Annotated in this window: 17 protein-coding genes and 1 pseudogene; 9 read left to right on the plus strand and 9 right to left on the minus strand. The window is 67.7% G+C overall.

The window, feature by feature from the left end:
* Window positions 1-67 precede the first annotated feature (67 nt).
* The 4 genes from puuE to ACT53N_RS18405 all read left to right on the plus strand — a co-directional run bounded on the left by puuE (window position 68) and on the right by ACT53N_RS18405 (window position 3,504).
* The gene (gene puuE, locus ACT53N_RS18390) at window positions 68-982 is read left to right on the plus strand and encodes an allantoinase PuuE (RefSeq protein ID WP_476065237.1); all 915 of its coding nucleotides are present in this window, start codon (window positions 68-70) and stop codon (window positions 980-982) included.
* A 136-nt stretch (window positions 983-1,118) separates the two neighbouring features.
* Window positions 1,119-1,628 (plus strand): 2-oxo-4-hydroxy-4-carboxy-5-ureidoimidazoline decarboxylase, encoded by a 510-nt coding sequence (uraD, locus tag ACT53N_RS18395; protein ID WP_476065238.1) that lies wholly within the window; start codon window positions 1,119-1,121, stop codon window positions 1,626-1,628.
* Complete coding sequence (locus tag ACT53N_RS18400; protein ID WP_476065239.1) at window positions 1,628-2,815, plus strand: urate hydroxylase PuuD; 1,188 nt, start codon at window positions 1,628-1,630, stop codon at window positions 2,813-2,815. Before uraD ends, ACT53N_RS18400 begins: the two co-directional genes overlap by 1 nt.
* Window positions 2,812-3,504 carry a TetR/AcrR family transcriptional regulator gene (locus ACT53N_RS18405; protein WP_476065240.1) on the plus strand — a complete coding sequence of 231 codons (693 nt, stop codon included), beginning with the start codon at window positions 2,812-2,814 and terminating at the stop codon, window positions 3,502-3,504. The genes ACT53N_RS18400 and ACT53N_RS18405 overlap by 4 nt, the downstream gene beginning before the upstream one ends.
* Here the strand turns inward: ACT53N_RS18405 and ACT53N_RS18410 are convergent.
* Together ACT53N_RS18410 and ACT53N_RS18415 are read right to left on the minus strand one after the other, a co-directional pair.
* Entirely contained in the window at window positions 3,501-4,193 is a 693-nt protein-coding gene (locus ACT53N_RS18410) for a YceI family protein (RefSeq protein ID WP_476065241.1), read from the minus strand. The genes ACT53N_RS18405 and ACT53N_RS18410 overlap by 4 nt on opposite strands.
* Before the next feature lie 189 nt (window positions 4,194-4,382).
* A complete protein-coding gene (locus ACT53N_RS18415; RefSeq protein ID WP_476065242.1) occupies window positions 4,383-5,348 on the minus strand; it encodes an acetamidase/formamidase family protein in 966 nt (321 codons plus the stop codon).
* Window positions 5,349-5,565: 217 nt separating this feature from the next.
* Here ACT53N_RS18415 and ACT53N_RS18420 point away from each other — a divergent pair, with 217 nt between their 5' ends.
* From ACT53N_RS18420 to ACT53N_RS18435, 4 genes are read left to right on the plus strand one after another with little or no spacing between them, the layout of a single operon-like run.
* Complete coding sequence (locus tag ACT53N_RS18420) at window positions 5,566-5,784, plus strand: hypothetical protein (protein WP_476065243.1); 219 nt, start codon at window positions 5,566-5,568, stop codon at window positions 5,782-5,784.
* Complete coding sequence (locus ACT53N_RS18425; protein ID WP_476065244.1) at window positions 5,781-7,175, plus strand: AtzE family amidohydrolase; 1,395 nt, start codon at window positions 5,781-5,783, stop codon at window positions 7,173-7,175. Before ACT53N_RS18420 ends, ACT53N_RS18425 begins: the two co-directional genes overlap by 4 nt.
* Window positions 7,172-7,588, plus strand: coding sequence for an oxalurate catabolism protein HpxZ (hpxZ, locus tag ACT53N_RS18430; protein WP_476065245.1), 417 nt, complete (start codon window positions 7,172-7,174; stop codon window positions 7,586-7,588). The genes ACT53N_RS18425 and hpxZ overlap by 4 nt, the downstream gene beginning before the upstream one ends.
* 9 nt (window positions 7,589-7,597) lie before the next feature.
* Window positions 7,598-8,569 carry a nucleoside hydrolase gene (locus ACT53N_RS18435; RefSeq protein ID WP_476065246.1) on the plus strand — a complete coding sequence of 324 codons (972 nt, stop codon included), beginning with the start codon at window positions 7,598-7,600 and terminating at the stop codon, window positions 8,567-8,569.
* 146 nt (window positions 8,570-8,715) lie between these two features.
* Here the strand turns inward: ACT53N_RS18435 and guaD are convergent, their stop codons facing one another.
* The 5 genes from guaD to uraH all read right to left on the minus strand — a co-directional run bounded on the left by guaD (window position 8,716) and on the right by uraH (window position 15,241).
* Window positions 8,716-10,008, minus strand: a complete 1,293-nt coding sequence (gene guaD, locus ACT53N_RS18440; RefSeq protein WP_476065247.1) for a guanine deaminase — start codon at window positions 10,006-10,008, stop codon at window positions 8,716-8,718.
* The gene (xdhC, locus tag ACT53N_RS18445; protein WP_476065254.1) at window positions 9,995-11,011 is read right to left on the minus strand and encodes a xanthine dehydrogenase accessory protein XdhC; all 1,017 of its coding nucleotides are present in this window, start codon (window positions 11,009-11,011) and stop codon (window positions 9,995-9,997) included. Before xdhC ends, guaD begins: the two co-directional genes overlap by 14 nt.
* A gap of 114 nt (window positions 11,012-11,125) precedes the next feature.
* Window positions 11,126-13,465, minus strand: coding sequence for a xanthine dehydrogenase molybdopterin binding subunit (gene xdhB / locus ACT53N_RS18450; RefSeq protein WP_476065248.1), 2,340 nt, complete (start codon window positions 13,463-13,465; stop codon window positions 11,126-11,128).
* Complete coding sequence (gene xdhA / locus ACT53N_RS18455) at window positions 13,458-14,894, minus strand: xanthine dehydrogenase small subunit (RefSeq protein WP_476065249.1); 1,437 nt, start codon at window positions 14,892-14,894, stop codon at window positions 13,458-13,460. Before xdhA ends, xdhB begins: the two co-directional genes overlap by 8 nt.
* Window positions 14,894-15,241: a hydroxyisourate hydrolase gene (uraH, locus tag ACT53N_RS18460; protein WP_476065250.1), complete on the minus strand. Its 348-nt coding sequence runs from the start codon at window positions 15,239-15,241 to the stop codon at window positions 14,894-14,896. Before uraH ends, xdhA begins: the two co-directional genes overlap by 1 nt.
* Before the next feature lie 334 nt (window positions 15,242-15,575).
* On the opposite strand from uraH, the gene ACT53N_RS18465 reads away from it, so the two are divergent.
* Window positions 15,576-17,852 carry an NADP-dependent malic enzyme gene (locus ACT53N_RS18465; RefSeq protein WP_476065251.1) on the plus strand — a complete coding sequence of 759 codons (2,277 nt, stop codon included), beginning with the start codon at window positions 15,576-15,578 and terminating at the stop codon, window positions 17,850-17,852.
* Window positions 17,853-17,975: 123 nt separating this feature from the next.
* Here ACT53N_RS18465 and ACT53N_RS18470 read toward each other — a convergent pair whose 3' ends face one another.
* Window positions 17,976-18,170, minus strand: a complete 195-nt coding sequence (locus tag ACT53N_RS18470; RefSeq protein WP_035017693.1) for a cold-shock protein — start codon at window positions 18,168-18,170, stop codon at window positions 17,976-17,978.
* A gap of 126 nt (window positions 18,171-18,296) precedes the next feature.
* Window positions 18,297-18,500: pseudogene (locus tag ACT53N_RS18475) on the minus strand (cold-shock protein); the annotation flags it as partial.
* Window positions 18,501-18,811: the final 311 nt, after the last annotated feature.

The following is an 18,811-nucleotide window of genomic DNA, read 5'->3' on the forward strand; positions in this document are numbered from 1 at the left end:
AAGCCCTGCCCGCCCTGCTCCTTCCCCCTCCGGCCTTCGGCCGCCTCCCCCACAGGGGGAGGATTTGATGACCTACCCCCGCGACCTCATCGGCTATGGCGAGCATCCGCCGCACGCGCAGTGGCCGAACGGCGCCCGCGTCGCCGTTCAGTTCGTGCTGAACTACGAGGAAGGCGCCGAGCGGTCGGTGCTGCACGGCGATCCCGTCTCCGAGTTCTTCCTGTCAGAAATGATCGGCGCCCAGCCCATCGCGGACATGCGGCACATGTCCATGGAGAGCCTGTACGAATACGGCTCGCGCGCCGGCTTCTGGCGCATCCGGCGATTGTTCGAAGAGTTCGACCTGCCGCTGACCGTGTTCGGCGTCGCCCAGGCCATGGAGCGCCATCCTGACGCCGTCGAGGCGATGATGAAGTCCGGCTGGGAGATCGCCAGCCACGGCTATCGCTGGATCGACTATCAACACTTCACGCCCGAGCAGGAGCTGGAGCACATCCAGCAGGCGATCGAGATCCAGGCGCGCCTGACCGGCGAGCGCCCCCTGGGCTGGTACCAGGGCCGAACCAGCCCCAACACCGCCCGCCTCGTGGCCCAGGAAGGCGGGTTCGTCTACGACGCCGACAGCTACGCCGACGACCTGCCCTATTGGGACGACCAGCACGGCCGCGCCCAGCTGATCGTGCCCTACACGCTGGAAGCCAATGACATGCGCTTCACGGCGGCTCAGGGCTTCAACACCGGCGAGCAGTTCTTCACCTATCTGCGCGACGCCTTCGACGCGCTCTATCTGGAGGGCGAGACCGCGCCGAAGATGATGAGCGTCGGCCTGCACTGCCGCGTGGTCGGCAAGCCGGGGCGGATTGGGGCGCTGCGGCGGTTCCTCGAGCACATCACGAAACACGACCGCGTTTGGGTGGCGCGGCGGATCGACATCGCGCGACACTGGATCGCGACGCATCCCTATGGGGAGGGCGCAGTATGAGCGCCCCCTCCGTCACGTCGCCCGCGGCGCCGCGCCACCTCCCCCGTTTTACGGGTGAGGAAGGGGCTGTTCCTCCTCCCTCGCGAAGCGGGGGAGGTGGCGCAATGCGGATACGCATCGTGACGGAGGGGGCGTCATGCTGAGCCTTTCCACTCTCAACACCCTCGATCGCGAAGCCTTCGCCAAGGCCCTGCACTTCGCCTTCGAACTCTCGCCCTGGGTCGTCGAGCGCGCCGGGGACGCTCGCCCCTTCGCGTCGGTCGAGGCGATGCACGCGGCGATGATGGCCGTGCTCGACACGGCGACCACCGCCGACAAGCTAGCCCTGATCCGGGCGCACCCCGAACTGGCGGGCAAGGCCGCGATCGCCAAGCAACTGACCGCCGAGAGTAACGCCGAACAGGCCAGCGCCGGGCTCGACAAGCTGACGCCGGAGGAGTTCGCGCGCTTCCACGACCTGAACGTCGCCTACCAGGCCAAGTTCGGCTTTCCCTTCATCATCTGCGTGCGCCTGAACGACAAGGCTTCGATCCTGGCAGCCATGGCGGCACGCCTTTCTCATGACGAGGCGAGCGAGATCGCCGAGGCGATCGCTCAGATCGGCCTGATCTCCAAGCTTCGCCTGCTCGACGCGGTGACCGACTGATGGACTACGATTTCGCCGGTTGGGCCAGCATGGTTCTGCGCTGGCTGCACGTGATCGCGGGCGTGGCCTGGATCGGCGCGTCCTTCTACTTCGTCTGGCTGGACAACAACCTGCGCGATCCCAATCCGCCCAAGGACGGCGTGAAGGGCGAGCTGTGGGCCGTTCACGGCGGCGGCTTCTACCACTCGCAGAAGTACCTGAACGCCCCGGCGCACATGCCCGAGCACCTGCACTGGTTCAAGTGGGAGGCCTACACCACCTGGCTGTCCGGCTTCGCCTTGCTGATCGTGCTCTACTACTGGCAGGCGGGCGTCTATCTGATCGACCCGGCCAAACACGCCTTCAGCCAAGTCCAGGCGATCGGCATGGGCCTAGCCTTCATCTTCGGCGGCCTTGCGACCTATGAGGCGCTTTGCCGATCGCCGCTGGGCCAGAACGGCAAGCTGTTCGGCGTGGTGTGGTTTTCGATCCTGACGGCCGCGACCTGGGCCCTGACCCAGCTGTTTTCCGATCGCGGCGCGTTCATCCATGTGGGCGCGATCATCGGCACCTGCATGGTCGGGAACGTGTTCCTGGTCATCATCCCAAACCAGCGCAAGATCGTCGCCGACATGCTGGGCGAACGGGCGGTCGATCCGCGCCTCGGGGCCATGGGCAAGCAGCGGTCGGTGCACAACACCCACATGACCCTGCCAGTCATCTTCATCATGATCAGCAACCACTATCCGGCCGTTTCGGGGCATCCCAAGGCCTGGCTCTTGCTGGCCATGATCAGCGCCGGCGCCGTCGCGATCCGCTACTTCTTCATCCAGCGTCACTTCGGAAAGATCCGACACGAGTTCCTGTTCTACGGCGCCATGCTGATTTTCGGCGCGACCGCTATCGCCTCCATGAAGCCCAAGGACAAGGTCGAGATCCGCGGCGAGGTCCCCTTCACCACCGCCCAGGCGATTATCCAGAAGCACTGCGAGACCTGCCATAGCGCCGCGCCCACCCACGCCGCCTTCTCCGCTCCGCCCCTGGGGGCCGTGTTCGATACGCCGGCGCACATCCAGACCTACGCACCAAAAATAAACGAACGCGCGGTCCTCTCGACCAGCATGCCCCTTGGCAACGAGACCGGCATGACCGATGAGGAGCGCGCCCAGTTGGGCGCCTGGATCAAGCAGGGAGCCAAGATCCCGTGACCGACGCCGTCCTGGACGCGCAAGCCGACGCCGCCGCAGGCTCCGCAGACGACGCGCCGCGCAAGCGCAACGCCGAGCGTACGCGCAAGGCCATCCTCGCCGCCGCCCTCAAGGAGTTCGCCCAGGCCGGATTCGCCGGGGCCCGGATCGAGCGGATCGTCAAGGCCGCCAAGTGCAACATCCGGATGCTGTACCACTACTTCGGGGACAAGAAGGGCCTGTACATGGCCGTCCTCGAAAGCGCCTACATGGACCTGCGGGCCCGCGAGGCTGAGCTCAAGATCGACTTCGACAAGCCGCTTGAAGGCTTTCTGGAACTGCAGCGCTTCACCTTCGACTATTTCGAGAAGAACCCGCGCTTCGAGGGCCTGCTGCGTAACGAGAACCTGCAACACGGCAAGTTCGCCGCCCAGTCGCGGGTCGTCACCGAGACGGCCTTCCCCCTTCGCCGCACGATCGAAGGGCTGATCGAGAGCGGCCAGCGCCAGGGCGTCTTTGGGCCCGATCTCGACCCGGTGCAGATCTATGTGACGATCGCGGCCATGAGCCGCTTCCACTTGGCCAACGGCTATTCGCTGTCGGCCACCCTGAACACCGACATGAGCGCGCCCGAATGGCGCCGGGCGCGGCTCGACCACGCCCTGGCGCTGCTGGAAGGCTATCTGACGCGCGGGGCGCCCAGGCGTTAGGTGGAAGGCGCGGTCTTCAGCGGCGGACCGCTGAACTCGGCCTCGATCTCGACCTGGACCTCGTCGCCGACGCCCATGGCCGTGCCCGGCGCCGGAACGCCATAGGCGATCCCGAAGTCCGACCGCTTGAACGCGCCCTTGGCCGAGAAGCCGATCCGCGCGTTCGGGTCCATCGGGTGGCCGACATAGCCGCCGTTATAGGTCACATCCAGGGTCACCGGCTTGGTCACGCCGTGAAGGGTCAGATCGCCCGTGACCTTGCCGGTGTCCGGCCCGGTGGTCTCGATCTTGGTCGACTTGAAGGTGATGGCTGGATACTGCGCAGCGTCCAGCCACTGCGGGCCGGTGAGCTCCTTCTGGAAGCCGGCCGGCGGCGCGGGCAGAGTCAGGGATTTGGGATCGATCGTCGCCTCCAGCGCACTGGCGGCGGCGTTGGCCTGGTCGAACCGCAGCTTCACATCGAAGTCGGCGAAGCTGGCGGTGTAGTTCGAAAAGCCCAGGTGGCTGACCTTGAACACCAGTGAGGCGTGGCTCTTGTCCAGCGTGTAGTCGCCAGCGGGAATATCGGCCTTGGGCGGCTTGGGCGCGGCGGCGGCCGGCGCGGCGGGCGCCTCGGCCGGTTTCTCGGCGGGTTGCGGCGAGCAGGCGGCGAGCGCCAGCAGGGCGGCGATGGGTAGGAGCGGTTTCATCAGGTTCCCTCAAAGAGCCCTATCCGCCCCGGACCTCCCGACGCGGCCGCCGGCCCCCACGCCGACAAGACGTCAACGTAGGGGCGATTTGGAGGTTGCAGGAAGAGGGTTCGTCGTCGGCGAGTTGGATGAAGGCTGCAGCCTCGCCTTAGGGCGAGCTTCCTCCAACGCGCCACGGTCGAGTGCGCCTCAGAACAACATGCCTTTCTGAAGCAGCGCGTGGACGCCCTTCTCGCCGTTTACGGTCTGGGTGACGCGGAAATCCACGGCCAGCGAGCAGAACTGATAGGCCTGCACCCGGGTCAGAGTCGAACGCGCGGTGATGAAGTCGATGGTCTGGCGCAGGGCCTGCTTCATGGCGAGATCCAGGTCCTCGTGGAAGCCCATCAGGATGTGGTGCGTCGGGGTCTCGGCGCGCGGCCAGGCGAAGGCGCCGGCCTCGGCCGCCCCATCGGCCTTCTTGTGCAGCACGAAGGTGAAGGTCCCGGTCAGGCCCATCTCCAGGGCGTTGACGCAGACCTCGCCGTCGCCCTGGCGCCCGTGGCCGTCGCCGACCGAGAAGTTGGCGCCCGGAACCCAGACCGGCAGATAGAGGGTCGAGCCGGCGACCAGCTCCTTGTTGTCCATATTGCCGCCATGCTCGCGCGGCTCGCGGCTGGAGAGGCGGCCATACTTCGCCGGGGGGGCCACGCCCATGGTCCCGAAGAACGGCGCCAGGGGCAGTTCGGGGCCCCATTCGGGCTTGCAGACGCCGCGCTGGGCGTCGACGCCGATATGGCTAACATAGCGCTCGGGGAAGTCTTCCGGGATCGTCCCGGCCAAGGGGCGAACCGCGCAGTAACCCCAGTCCGTGTTGGGCGCGATCGCCTCGATCCGCACCTCCAGCATGTCGCCCGGCTCGGCGCCGGCGATGGCGATCGGACCGGTGAGGATATGAGGACCGATCCGAGGCGGGTTGCTTTCATGGATCGCCTGCAGCGCCGGCGGGATAGCGTAGGGCGAGCCGGCCGGCGGCATCACCTCGACGCCGCCCGAGACACATTCGACCGTGACGCTGTCGCCCGGCATCACGGTCAGAACGGGATCGAAGCCCGCGTCGAACATGCCGAAGCGGACGGTCTCAGGGGTGGAAGCCAGTCGGTGATGCGCCATCAAGTAAGCCCTTTCTTACAAGCGTATCTGATCCGAACCGGCGACCGGGCCGAAGGCGAAGCGACACCCTTGCGCGGCTTGACCGTGACCTGCCTCCTGGGCGAGCGATCCGCCGCGCAGATGACGCGGGCTTGGGCGGATGCGGCTGGCGGGAAAAGCGGGACTGGCGCGTCCGGCGAACCCGGGTGTATGAAGTTTTTTCTTACTTATGGAGTCCGCCATGGCGCTCGATGCGGAGACGACAGCCTTTCTGGCCCTCGACGATTTCGAGATGGCCGCCTGGGCGCCGCGCCGCGCCGCCGAGATAGGCGTCGAACCGCCCGCCCCCGCCCTGCCCGGCGTGATCGACAACCTTGTCCTGCTCAAGAGCCAGACCGCTCTCTTCGTCGCCGCGCTGGGCGACGCGGCCGGCGAGGCTCCGGAGACGTTCCAACCGTGAGCTTCTGCAGCGTCGTCGAGATCGCCGGTGAGGTTCGCGCCGGCCGCGTCACCGCCCGTGCGGTGACCGAAGCCACCCTCTCGCGGATCCAACGCCTGGACGGCGGGATCAACGCCTTCACCGCCGTCACGACCGAGCGCGCGCTCGCCGCCGCCGAGGCGGTCGACGCCGATCTCGCCGCCGGGCGTCCCGTGGGACCGCTGGCGGGAGTTCCCTTCGCGGTGAAGAACCTGTTCGACATCGGGGGCCTGCCGACCCTGGCCGGATCCAAGATCCGCCGCGACGCCGCGCCGCCGTCGCAAGACGCCACCCTCGTCCAGCGTCTGACGGCCGCCGGCGCCATCCTGGTCGGCGCTTTGAACATGGACGAGTTCGCCTATGGCTTCGTCACCGAGAACGCCCATGACGGGCCGGTGCACAATCCGCATGATCCGACGCGGATCGCCGGCGGCTCGTCCGGCGGTTCGGCGGCGGCCGTGGCGGCCGGCCTCATCCCCCTGACGTTAGGCTCGGACACCAACGGCTCGATCCGCATTCCGGCCGGCCTGTGCGGCGTCTTTGGCCTCAAGCCCACCTTTGGCCGCCTGTCGCGGCAGGGCGTCTTCCCGTTCGTCGAGAGCCTGGACCATGTCGGCCCCTTCGCGCGCTCGGTCGAGGATCTGGCCCTGGCTTATGACGTGCTGCAGGGGCCCGATCCGGCCGGCGATCCGATCTGCGTCCGCGAGGCTGAACCGCTGGCGAGCCGGCTCGACGCCCTGGCCGAGCAGCCGTTGCGCGTCGGCGTGCTCGGCGGATGGTTCCAGCAAGGCGCCTTCCCCGAGGTGCTGGCGGCGCTGGGCTACGTCGCCGAGGCGCTGGAGGCGCAGGGCGAGGTCACCCTGCCTAGCGCCCAGGCCGCCCGCGCCGCCGCCTTCTGCCTGACGGCGTTCGAGGGCGGCGAACTGCATCACGACGACCTGGCCAAGCGCGCCATGGACTACGATCCGGCCGTCCGCGACCGCCTGCTGGCCGGCGCCCTGCTGCCCGCGGGCGTGGCCGAGGCGGCAAAGCGCTTCCGCACGATCTTCCGCGACGAGGTTCGCGAGGCCTTTCAGCGCTACGATATCCTGTTGGCGCCGGCCTCGGTCTGTCCGGCCCCGCCGATCGGTCAGGCGACGATGGAGATGGACGGGGTTCCGGTGTCGGTGCGCAAGAACCTCGGCGCCTTCACCCAGCCCATCAGCTATGTCGGCCTGCCGGTGGTGGCCGCGCCCGTGAACCGTCCCGGTGAGTTGCCGATCGGCGTGCAGATCATCGCCCCAGCCTGGCGCGAGGACCTGGCCTTCGCCGCCGCGCTTCGCCTGCAACGCGCGGGCGTGGTGGCGGCCCATCCGCCGACGGGGGCGCTATGATCGTCAACGATCCCGCCGTCTTGGCTGAGGTCACGGCCTTGGTCGAGGCCTATGAGGTCGCCCTAATGGCCAACGACGTCGAGGCGCTAGACGGGGCCTTCTGGGCCTCGCCGCACACGGTGCGGCTGGGCGTGGCCGAGAACCTGTGGGGCTTTGACGAGATCGCCGCCTTCCGCGTCGGCCGGACCGGCGGCTCGCCGCCACGCACGCGACTGCGCACGGAGATCACCACCTTCGGCGCTGACGCTGCGATCGCCAATGTCCTGTTCCGCCGCGACGACACCGGCCGCCTCGGCCGCCAGAGCCAGACCTGGATCCGCACCGCCGACGGCTGGAAAGTCGCCTCGGCCCATGTGTCCCTGATGCAGGAGAGCGCCGATCAACGGCTCGCCTCCCCTAACGAAAAGCGCTAGAGCCTTCGAATGACGACCCCGACCAAGATCATCTTCGACACCGATCCCGGCATCGACGACGCGATGGCCCTGCTGTTCATCGAGGCGAGCCCAGCCCTCGACCTGATCGCGGTGACGACCATCTTCGGCAACGCCGACATCGAGACCACCACCCGCAATGCCCTGTACCTGAAAGACCGCTTCGGCCTGACGGCGCCGGTCTACAAGGGCACGGACAAACCGCTGACCCGGCCGCGCAACCCTTCACCCACCTTCGTCCACGGCGTGAACGGCCTGGGCGACGTGGAGCTTACGGGCCTCGTTCCTGCGCAGCCGGAGGCCAAGCCTGCTCACCAGGCGATCATCGATCTGGCCCGCCAGTATCCGGGCGAGGTGGTGCTGTGCGCCGTCGGCCCGCTGACCAACCTGGCTTTGGCGCTGCAGGCCGATCCCGAGGTCGCCACGCTGCTGAAGTCTGTGGTGATCATGGGCGGCGCGTTCGGCGTGGCCGGCAAGCCGGGCAATGTCACGCCTGTCGCCGAGGCCAATATCTGGAACGATCCGGAGGCCGCCGACCAGGTGTTCACCGCGCCCTGGAAACTGACCGCCGTCAGCCTGGACGTGACGACCCAGGTCGTGATGTCGCCCGACTATATGGACGCCCTGGCGGCCGGCGGATCGGACGCCTGCGGCTTCCTGAACGCCATCTCCAAGCCCTACGCCGCCTTCTATGGCGGTCGGGACGGCATCGTGGGCTGCTGCGTGCACGATGCCGCAGCGGTGGCCTATGTGATCGACCCCACCTTGTTCACAGTCCGCCGGGGCTCAGTGCGCGTGGTCACCGAAGGCATCGCGCTGGGCCAGACATGCCAGAAGGCCGAGGGCGAACTGTTTGGCCCCAGTGCGTGGGACGACCAGCCGATCCAGGCCGCGACCGTAGCGGTGGATGGCGAGCGGCTGCTGGAGCTGTACGCGGACACGATGGCGGCGAAGTACGGGTAGGCGCAGCAAACAGATCACGTCATCCCGCGCTTTATGCGCGGGACCCATGGTTCAGCTTTCACGTGCGGGCTTTCTTCCGCTCCGCACTTGCGGCGGACAAATGGGTCCCGCGAACAAGTCGCGGGATGACGACTGATTTTCCTGGGCTAACCGCCCCGCCGCCACCGCTCCACGCCCGCCACATAGGTCCGGGCCACCACCCGGTCATCGCCCAGCACCGTCAGCGCAAAAAGCTTGTCGGCCAGGCTCTTGCCCCCCGCCAGCCGCCGCGCGATCAGCGGGGTCGCCGCCAGATCAAGCACCACAAAGTCAGCCTCCTTGCCCGGCGCTAGGTTGCCGATCTTGTCGTCGAGATCGAGGGCCCGCGCCCCGCCCAGAGTGGCCAAGTACAGCGCCTGGAACGGGTCCAGCGCATCGCCGCGCAGCTGGCCGACCTTGTAGGCCTCGCCCAGCGTATGCAGGATCGAGAAGGTGGTGCCGGCGCCAACGTCCGTGCCCATGCCGACCTTCACGCCGTGCGAACACGCTTCCTCCAGCGGGAAGAGGCCCGAGCCCAGGAACAGGTTCGAGGTCGGGCAGAAGGCCACCGCCCCGCCCTTGGCCGCCAGACGCCGGAAGGCGTCGCCCTTCAGATGGACGCAGTGGGCGAAGACCGAGCGCTGGCGCAGCAAACCAAAGCGGTCATAGACGTCGAGATAGTCCTTGGCCTTGGGGAAGAGGCGCGTGGTCTCCTTGATCTCGTGCAGGTTCTCCGAGAGGTGTGTCTGCATCCAGACATCGGGATGTTCGGCCAGGATCTCGCCGGCCATGGCCAGCTGGGCGTCGCTACAGCTGATCGCGAAGCGCGGCGTAACCGCGTAGCCGAGCCGCCCCTTGCCGTGCCAGTCGGCGATCAGGGTTTGCATGTCCTCGCGGCTGCTCTCGACGGTGTCGGTCAGACCGTCCGGCGCATTGCGGTCCATCAGCGACTTGCCGGCGATCAGCCGCATGTTCCGCGCATAGGCCTCGGCGAACAGGGCGTCGACCGACACCTTGTGCACCGAACCGAACACCAGCGCCGTCGTGGTGCCGTTGCGCAGCAGTTCGTCCAGAAAGAAGGCGGCGGTGTCGGCGGCGTGCTTAGGATCAGCGAACGCGGCCTCGGCCGGGAAGGTGTGCTGCTCCAGCCAGTCCAGCAGCTGCTTGCCGTGGGCCGCGATGACGTCGACCTGCGGGAAGTGGATATGGGTGTCGACAAAGCCCGGCGTGATCAGATGGCCGCTCAGGTCCACAGGCTCGGCGCCGCCCAGCCAGGGGGCGAGCTCGGCGTAGGCCCCGCAGCCGACCACGCGGCCGTCTTCGACCAGCAACAGGCCGTCCTCGTGGAAGGCGACCGCGCCGTCGGCTTCCTTCGAGGGATCGTCCAGCAGATGCAGGATCGAGGCTCTAAACGCTTGCACGGGCGGTCTCGTCATTGCGAATGCGCGCGGCTTCCTGGCGCATCAGGAGGTCGGCGGCGACCGATACGGCGATCACCTCGGGCGCCTTGCTCTTCAGGTGGGGCAGGCCGATCGGACAGGTCAAGCGGGTCAGCACCGCCTCGGAGAAACCATCGTCGCGCAACCGTTTCATGAACCGCGCGCGCTTGGTCTTCGAGCCGATGACGCCGAGATAGGAAAAGCCGCCGCCGGCGAGGCCGGCCGAGACCAGGGCATAGTCCAGGGCGTGGTCATGGGTCAGGACCAGGCCATAGGCGTCCGCGCCTGCGCCCATCGCCTTGGCGGCCAGTTCGGCGGGCTCCAGCACGGTGACGCCGGCGATGTCGGCGGTCTCGGGACGGCTGTCGTACCAGAAAAGGCGGAACGGCAGCGGCTCGAACGCCTTGGCGATCGCCTGGCCCACATGGCCGGCGCCAAACAGCAGCAGCGGCGGACGCGGCGCGTCGGCGCGCTCGACCAGCACATCGCCCAGCTCCGGCCGAACCCCGCGCGCGGTGGCGGGCGCGCCGGCCAAGGTCACCAGCGGGCCGTCGGCCTCGGTGGACAGGATCGGGGCGACGGTCTTGGTCAGCAGGCCCGGCTCGAACCGGGTGCGGACCTCGAACGGCTGGGCCGCGTCCATGCGCTTGGCCGCGTCGGTCAGCCAGTCCCGGCTGTTGTCGTTCAGGCGCTCGAGGAACAGCCGCACCCGTCCCCCGCAGCACTGAGCCAGCAGCGGTCCCAGCGGATAGTCCTGGATCGCGAAATGGGCCTGGCCGCCGTCCAGCATGCGGCGCGCCTGGTCGGCGACGCGGTACTCCAGATTGCCGCCGCCGATGGTGCCAGCCTGCCCGCTGCGCCAGACGACCATCTTGGTCCCGGCTTCGCGCGGGGCCGACCCCTCCGTGGCGAGGACCGTGACCAGAGCGGCCTCGTCATGGGCGTCGAGGCGCGCCAGAGCGGCGCGGGCCCAGTTGCTCATGATCCCTCTCCTTTAGGGAGAGGGGCAGGGGTGAGGGGTTTCAGCGGATGACGGCGTAACCCCTCACCCTCCCACCGCTTCGCGGCGAGCCCTTCCCTCTCCCTATGGAAGAGGGGTTCAGACATCGCGCGCCCTCGCCCGCACATTCTCGCACGCCATCAGGATCGCCTCCGGCGTCGCCGGGGCGTTCAACTCGGGAAGCACGCGCCCTTCCCCGACACTGGCCACCGCATGGGTGATCGCCGAATGCACCGAGATCGCCAGCATCAGCGGTGGCTCGCCCACGGCCTTGGAGCGGTGCACCGTCGCCTCGACATTGCGCCCGGCCTTCCAGAGCCGCACGTCCAGATGGGCCGGGCGGTCGCCGCAGGTGGGGATCTTGTAGGTCGAGGGCGCGTGGGTGCGCATGCGCCCCTGGGCGTCGAACACCAGCTCCTCGGTGGTCAGCCAACCCATGCCCTGGATGAAGCCGCCCTCAATCTGGCCCAGATCCAGGGCCGGGTTCAGCGACTTGCCGACGTCATGGAGAATATCGGCGCGGGTGACCTTCATCTCGCCGGTCAAGGTGTCGATCAGCACCTCGCTGCAGGCCGCGCCATAGGCGAAGTAGTAGAACGGCCGGCCCTTATGGGTGGCGCGGTCGTAGTGGATCTTGGGGGTGGCGTAGAAGCCGGTGGCCGACAGCGAGATGCGCGCCAGATAGGCCTGGCGAACGAAGGCCTCGAACGCCAGCGTCTGGCCGCCCACCCGCACGCCGTCGGGCGTGAAAGCGACCTCGGCCGGCGATACGTCCCACTTGGCGGCCGCGAAGTCCACCAGCCGGGACTTGATGGTCTCGGCCGCATTCAGCGCCGCCATGCCGTTGAGATCCGCGCCCGACGAGGCGGCCGTGGCCGAGGTGTTGGGCACCTTGTCGGTGACGGTCGAGGTGATCTTCACGCGCGACACATCGACCTGAAAGGCCTGGGCGACGATCTGGGCGATCTTGGTGTTGAGCCCCTGCCCCATCTCGGTCCCGCCGTGGTTCAGCATGATCGAGCCGTCGGCATAGAGGTGCAGCAGCGCCCCGGCCTGATTCAGGTGCGTGGTGGTGAACGAGATGCCGAACTTGACCGGCGTCAGGGCGATGCCTTTTTTGAGCACAGGACTGGCGAGATTGAACGCCGCGATCTCGCGCCGACGCGCTGCGTAGTCGCAGGACGCCGCCAGCTCCTCGATCAACTGCGGGGCGACATTGTCCTCGACCACCTGGTGATAGGGCGTGAGGTTTCGGCCCTCGCCGCCATAGAGGTTGCGCCGACGCACCTCCAGAGGGTCCAGCCCCGTGGCTGCGGCGATGGCGTCCATGATCCGCTCGATCGCGATCATGCCCTGCGGTCCGCCGAACCCTCGAAAGGCGGTGTTGGAGACCGTGTGGGTCCGATAGCGGTGCGAGACGATCTCGACGACCGGCAGATAGTAGGCGTTATCGGCGTGGAACATGGCCCGGTCGTTGATAGCCGGCGAGAGATCGGTCGTGGCCCCGCAGCGCGACGACAGCTCCAGCGACAGACCGATCAGCCGGCCCTCGTCATCGAAGCCGACGTCGTAGACCGTCTCGAAGTCATGCCGCTTGCCGGTCATGACCATGTCCTCGTCGCGGTCGGGACGGCACTTGGCCGGACGGCCGGTCTTGACCGCCACCAGCGCAGCGGCGGCGGCGAACAGCGAAGCCTGGGTCTCCTTGCCGCCGAAGCCCCCGCCCATGCGGCGCACCTCGACGGTGACGCAATGGTCGGGCTTGCCCAGCACGCGGGCGATCAGGTGCTGCACCTCGGTGGGATGCTGGGTCGAAGACCAGACGTGGACGTCGCCGTCCTCGCGCGGGCTCGCCAGCGCGATCTGGCCTTCGAGATAGAAGTGATCCTGGCCGCCGATCGTGAACTTGCCTTGCACGCGACGCGGCGAGGCGGCGAGCGCGGCCTGGGCGTCACCGCGCGCCATGCGCTGGCTGGCCTCGATGGTCAGGTCCATGGCCCGCGCTGCGGCGATGTCGATGGCGGCCGGCAGGTCGTCATACTCGACCACAGCACGGGCGGCGGCGGCGCGCGCGGCGGCCAGCGAGGTGGCGGCGACCGCGAAGAGGCTCTGGCCAACGCAATAGACCACGCCGTCCGCGAACAGCTTGTCGTCGTGAATGACGGGGCTGACGTCGTTCTCGCCCGGAATGTCCTCGGCGGAGATGACCAGCACCACGCCCGGCGCGGCGCGGACCGCCGACAGGTCCATGCGAACGATCTTTGCATGGGCCTTGGCGCTCAGACCGAAGGCGACATGCAGCAGGCCCGCCGGCTCGAGCATGTCGTCGATGTAGACCGCCGAACCCGCGACATGGCGGGCAGCGCTATCGTGCGGCAGAGGAGCATGGACGCCCCGCGGCGACTTGGTCATCGGCGCAACGGCGGCTGAGTCAGCCATGAGCGCTCTCCGGCGTGACACGGGCCTCGACGCCCTGGGTCTCCAGGAACACCTTGCGCAGCATGTTCCGCGCCGCCAGGGCGCGATAGGCGGCTGAGGCGCGCATGTCGCTCATCGGCGTGTAGTCGGTGTCGAGCGCGACCATCGCCGCCTCGATGGTCGCTTCGATCCACGGCTGACCGGTCAAGGCCGCCTCGCAGGCCAGGGCGCGCTTTGGCGTACCGGCCATGCCGCCGAACGCGATCCGAGCGTCGGTCACTACACCATCCTTGATGGCCAGCGAGAACGCCCCGCAGACCGCCGAGATGTCCTGATCAAAACGCTTGGACAGCTTGAAGACCTTGAAAAGGCGTCCCGCCTCCAGGCGCGGCGCGAACACCGCCTCGACGAACTCGCCCGGCTGCCGGTCCTGCCGGCCGTAGTCGAGGAAGAAGTCCTCAAGCGCCAGCTCCCGCTGCTCGCCGCCACGTCGAAGCACTAACCGGGCGCCCGCCGCGATCAGAGCCGGCGGCATGTCGCCGATCGGCGAGCCGTTGGCGATGTTGCCGCCGATCGTGCCGCTGTTGCGCACTTGGGTCGAACCGAGGCGCCGCATCATGGCGCCGAGATCGGGATAGAGCTTCGCCATCGCCTCGATCGCGTCGACATAGCGCACGCCAGCGCCGACGCGCAGGCCCTCAGCTGTCTCCTCGAGCGCCTTGAGCGCAGCCACCTCGGAGACGCTGATCAGGGTCGGCAGCGCGCGCCGCTGCTTGGTGACCCACAGCCCCACATCGGTCGCGCCGGCGACGAGCGTCGCGTCGGGATGGGCGGCATAGGCCTCAGCCAGTTCATCCAGCGAGCGCGGCGCCAGCCAGGTGCGGGTGACGCCGTGGATCTCGTCCTCATAGCGCAGGGCCAACATGGTCTCGTCGCGTACGGCCGACAGGTCGACCGCAGGCGGCGCTTCGGCCTGCACCCCCTTGGCCACCTCGATAATCGGGCCATAGCCGGTGCAGCGGCAGAGGTTCCCCGCCAGCACTTCGCCCACCGGTCCGTCCGCGCCCTTGGCGCCCACGGCCCGGCCGTACAGCGACATGACGATACCCGGCGTGCAGAAGCCGCACTGCGAGCCATGCTTATCGACCATGGCCTGCTGGACGGGATGCGGGGCCTTGTCCTTGGCCAGGCTCTCGACCGTGATCAGCGCCTTGCCGTGCAGCATGGGCAGGAACTGGATGCAGGCGTTGACGGCGCGCCATGCGGTTCCCTCGCCCTCTGGCTCGCCGACCAGAACGGTGCAAGAGCCGCAGTCGCCCTCGGCGCAGCCTTCCTTGGTCCCCGTGCGACGCAGCGGACCGCGCAGGTGCTCCAGCAGGGTCGTGGTCGGGTTCGCCCCTGCAACCTCATGAACCTCGCCGTCGAGCAGGAAGCGGATCACCTCGCCCATCAGCTGCCCCGATAGGTCGAATAGCCGTAGGGGGAGACCAGCAGAGGCACGTGCCAGTGCTGCTCGGTGTTCGACACGGAAAAGTCGATCACGACGATGTCCAGGAATGGCGGGTCGCTGACCGGCGCCCCTGAAGCCTTGAAGTGCTCGCCGATCTCGAACTCAAGACGGTACCGCCCGGTCTGGAGGTCCTCTCCCGAGACAAGCCGCGCGCGACCGTCGAGGTCCGTCCGCAGCTCCGCCAGCGCCCGCTCATGATCACCGTCACGGCGCGACACCCTGACCACAACGTTCGCCGCCGGCTTTCCGGCCGCCTGATCGAGGATATGTGTCGTCAGTCCGCTCATGCGCTGTCCCTCAAGGTACTCGCCGAGCGATGCTCGGTCGCTCCGGGCGCCCTGTCCAGCGCCTTGCCCGCCTCGCGCGCCCTGGAAGGCGGAGCGCCGAGGAAGGGAGCGCAAGGCGCCCGAAGCGGAGGCATTATATAATAGTTTTATTACTTATCGGACCTGAAATTGGCGGCGCACTCGCGATGCGCCTGGTACCGCTACCAAGAAAAAACGCAGATCAGGCGGTGAAGGGTTGGAATTGCCGCGCCAACACCGCTAGCAAGGCTCGTGACGCTTCGCGCTCAGACGAGGCGGATAACCGCGCCGCGCAGGCCGCCCAGAGGAACGATCGATGGACGAGGATTTCCGCAAAGCCGCTCTGGACTATCACCGGCTGCCGCGCCCCGGGAAACTGGCGATCGAGGCCACCAAGCGGATGGCCACCCAACGCGACCTCGCCCTCGCCTATTCCCCCGGTGTCGCCGCCCCGTGCCTGGCCATCGCCGATAACCCCGAGCTCGCCCGTGACTACACCGCGCGGGGCAACTTGGTCGCGGTGATCTCGAACGGCACGGCCGTGCTGGGCCTGGGCGACATCGGCCCGCTGGCCTCCAAGCCGGTGATGGAGGGCAAGGCTGTCCTCTTCAAGAAATTCGCCGGCATCGACGTGTTCGATATCGAAGTCGACGCCAAGGATCCGGACCGCTTCATCGAGGTGGTGGCGGCGCTCGAACCCACCTTCGGCGGCGTGAACCTCGAGGACATCAAGGCGCCCGAGTGTTTCGTCATCGAGCGCAAGCTGCGCGAGCGGATGAACATCCCGGTCTTCCACGACGACCAGCACGGCACCGCGATCGTCTGCGCGGCCGCCGTCCGTAACGCCCTGCTCGTCCAGGACAAGCAGCTGAAGGACGTCAAGCTGGTCACCTCCGGCGCCGGCGCGGCGGCCCTCGCCTGCGTCGACCTGCTGGTCTCGATGGGCCTGCCGGTCGAGAACGTCACCCTGACCGACATCAAGGGCGTGGTCCACGCCGGCCGCGAGCCGGACATGCCCGACAACATGGCCCGCTACGCCCGCCAGACCGACGCCCGCACCCTGCCCGAGGTGTTGCCGGGCGCGGATATCTTCCTCGGCCTCTCGGCCCCTCGCGTCTTCAAGCCGGAATGGTTGCCGCTATTGGCGCCCAACCCGCTGATCCTGGCGATGGCCAATCCCGAGCCCGAGATCCTGCCCGAGCTGGTCTATGAGACCCGGCCCGACGCGATCATGGCCACTGGCCGCAGCGACTACGCCAACCAGGTCAACAACGTCCTGTGCTTCCCCTTCATCTTCCGGGGCGCGCTGGATGTCGGCGCCAGCGAGATCAACGAGGCGATGAAGGTCGCGGCCGTCGAGGCCATCGCCGAACTGGCTCGCGCCGAGGCGTCCGAAGTGGTCGCCAGCGCCTATGGCGGCGCCGCGCCGGTGTTCGGCTCGCAGTACATCATCCCCAAGCCCTTCGATCCGCGCCTGATCCTGCAGATCGCCCCGGCCGTGGCGAAGGCGGCCATGGACAGCGGCGTCGCCACCCGGCCGATCGCCGACTTCGACGCCTATCAGGCCGAACTGGAGCTGTTCGTCTACCGCTCGGGTCAGCTGATGCGTCCGGTGTTCGAGCGAGCGCGCAAGCAGCCGGTGAAAGTCGCCTACGCCGAGGCTGAGGACGAGCGCGTGCTGCGCGCCGTGCAGACCGTCGTCGACGAGGGCCTCGCCCATCCGGTTCTGGTCGGTCGCCGGGAGATCATCACCAGCAAGATCGAGGAACTCGGCCTGCGCCTGGCCGGCAAGGTCGAGATCGTTGACCCGCAGGCCGACAAGGATCTGTTCGCACCGCTGATCGCCGACTACCAGCGGCTGGTCGGCCGTCGCGGCGTGCCGCCGATCGCCGCGGAGCGCCGGGTCACAGGTCGCCGCACGGTGGCGGCCTCGATGCTGCTCGCGTCGGGCTACGTCGAGGCGGCTCTCGTCGGCGGCAGCGGCGACTGGTGGCAGCACATGAAGTACGCTCTGCCGATCATCCCGCGCCGCGACAATGTCAGCCGCGTCTATGCGATGTCGTCGCTGATCCTGGACAAGGGCACGCTGTTCTTCTGCGACACCCACGTCAATGTTGATCCGACCGCCGAGCAGATCGCCGAATGCACCCAGCTCGCGGCCGAAGCTGTTCGACGCTTTGGCCTGACGCCCAAGGCGGCGCTGCTGTCGCATTCCTCGTTCGGCGCCAGCGATTCGCCGACGGCCCGCAAGATGCGTGAGGCCCTGACCCTACTGCGCGTCCAGGCGCCGGACCTGGAGGTCGACGGCGAGATGCACGCCGACGCCGCGCTGAGCCAGCACCTGCGCGATCGCATGGTCGCCGACAGCCCGCTGAAGGGCTCGGCCAATCTGCTGGTCATGCCGACGCTGGACGCGGCCAATATCGGCCTGACCCTCTTGAGCGCGGCGACGGAGTCGCTGCTGGTCGGTCCTGTCCTGCTGGGTATGGCCAAGCCGCTGCACGTGCTGATACCCAGCGTCACGGCCCGCGGCATCGTCAATTTGACAGCCTTGGCGGTCAACCAGGCGGTGTCCGAACGCGCCGTCGGCTAGGTCGTTTAAGACGCACTGGAAACATCAAAAGGCCCCGTCCGACGGATCAGCGTCGGCGGGGCCTTCCCGAGATCTGTGAAAAGGCCGTCCTTCAAGGGGCGGCCTTTCCTGACTCTGGCGTCCTTAGAGGATGCGCAGGTTGCCGGCCGAGGTCTTGCCCGAGCGGCGGTCTTGTTCCAGCTCGTAACCGACTTGCTGGCCTTCGTTCAGGCCGCGCAGACCGGCGCGTTCCACCGCCGAGATGTGCACAAACACATCGCCGCCGCCGTTGTCCGGCTGGATGAAACCGAAGCCCTTGGTCGTGTTGAACCACTTCACGACGCCCGTGCCGCTCTCGCCGGTGCCGGCCGAGAAACCGCCGCCGCCGCGCGGAGCATCAAAGCTACGTTGGGGGCGCGGGCCACGAGCAGCGCCACCGCCAGCGGGGACAGCACCATGGCCCGTCACACGCAGCTGACCCGCCGAGGTCTTGCCCGAGCGGCGGTCTTCTTCCAGTTCGTACGCGACTTGATCACCCTCGTTCAGGCCCGACAGACCAGAGCGTTCAACCGCGGCGATGTGGACGAACACGTCCTGGCCGCCGTCCTCGGGCTGAATGAAGCCAAAGCCCTTGGCCGGGTTGAACCACTTAACGACACCGTTCGCCATATTATCCTCAAACACCTCAATCGACGGGCTGATAGTCGGCCCGCGTCCTTCCAAGGGAAGTCATGACGCAAAACCTCGGAGCGCGCTATGGGCTTTGAGCGGAGAAAGTTCGCGGAATGCCGTTGAAGACCAGAAAAATTCGCGCTTCAGGCGGCGAGCGTTGCCAAAATGCCGCTATAAGTTGCGACGCCGATACAGAAAAACCCCGACCATACGGACGGGGCTGTGACCTCTAATCAGACCTTGGGTGCGGGGACAGGATTTGAACCTGTGACCTTCAGGTTATGAGCCTGACGAGCTACCGGGCTGCT

This window comes from Caulobacter sp. DMC95 (assembly GCF_056313785.1).

Bases quoted from the DNA above. Each gene is read 5' to 3' on its own strand.
- hpxZ (WP_476065245.1), top strand. From the start codon at position 7,172: ATGATCGTCAACGATCCCGCCGTCTTGGCTGAGGTCACGGCCTTGGTC.
- ACT53N_RS18435 (WP_476065246.1), top strand. From the start codon at position 7,598: ATGACGACCCCGACCAAGATCATCTTCGACACCGATCCCGGCATCGAC.
- ACT53N_RS18400 (WP_476065239.1), top strand. From the start codon at position 1,628: ATGGACTACGATTTCGCCGGTTGGGCCAGCATGGTTCTGCGCTGGCTG.
- ACT53N_RS18420 (WP_476065243.1), top strand. From the start codon at position 5,566: ATGGCGCTCGATGCGGAGACGACAGCCTTTCTGGCCCTCGACGATTTC.
- xdhA (WP_476065249.1), bottom strand. From the start codon at position 14,894: ATGGGCGAGGTGATCCGCTTCCTGCTCGACGGCGAGGTTCATGAGGTT.
- uraD (WP_476065238.1), top strand. From the start codon at position 1,119: ATGCTGAGCCTTTCCACTCTCAACACCCTCGATCGCGAAGCCTTCGCC.
- uraH (WP_476065250.1), bottom strand. From the start codon at position 15,241: ATGAGCGGACTGACGACACATATCCTCGATCAGGCGGCCGGAAAGCCG.
- ACT53N_RS18465 (WP_476065251.1), top strand. From the start codon at position 15,576: ATGGACGAGGATTTCCGCAAAGCCGCTCTGGACTATCACCGGCTGCCG.
- xdhB (WP_476065248.1), bottom strand. From the start codon at position 13,465: ATGGCTGACTCAGCCGCCGTTGCGCCGATGACCAAGTCGCCGCGGGGC.
- puuE (WP_476065237.1), top strand. From the start codon at position 68: ATGACCTACCCCCGCGACCTCATCGGCTATGGCGAGCATCCGCCGCAC.
- ACT53N_RS18410 (WP_476065241.1), bottom strand. From the start codon at position 4,193: ATGAAACCGCTCCTACCCATCGCCGCCCTGCTGGCGCTCGCCGCCTGC.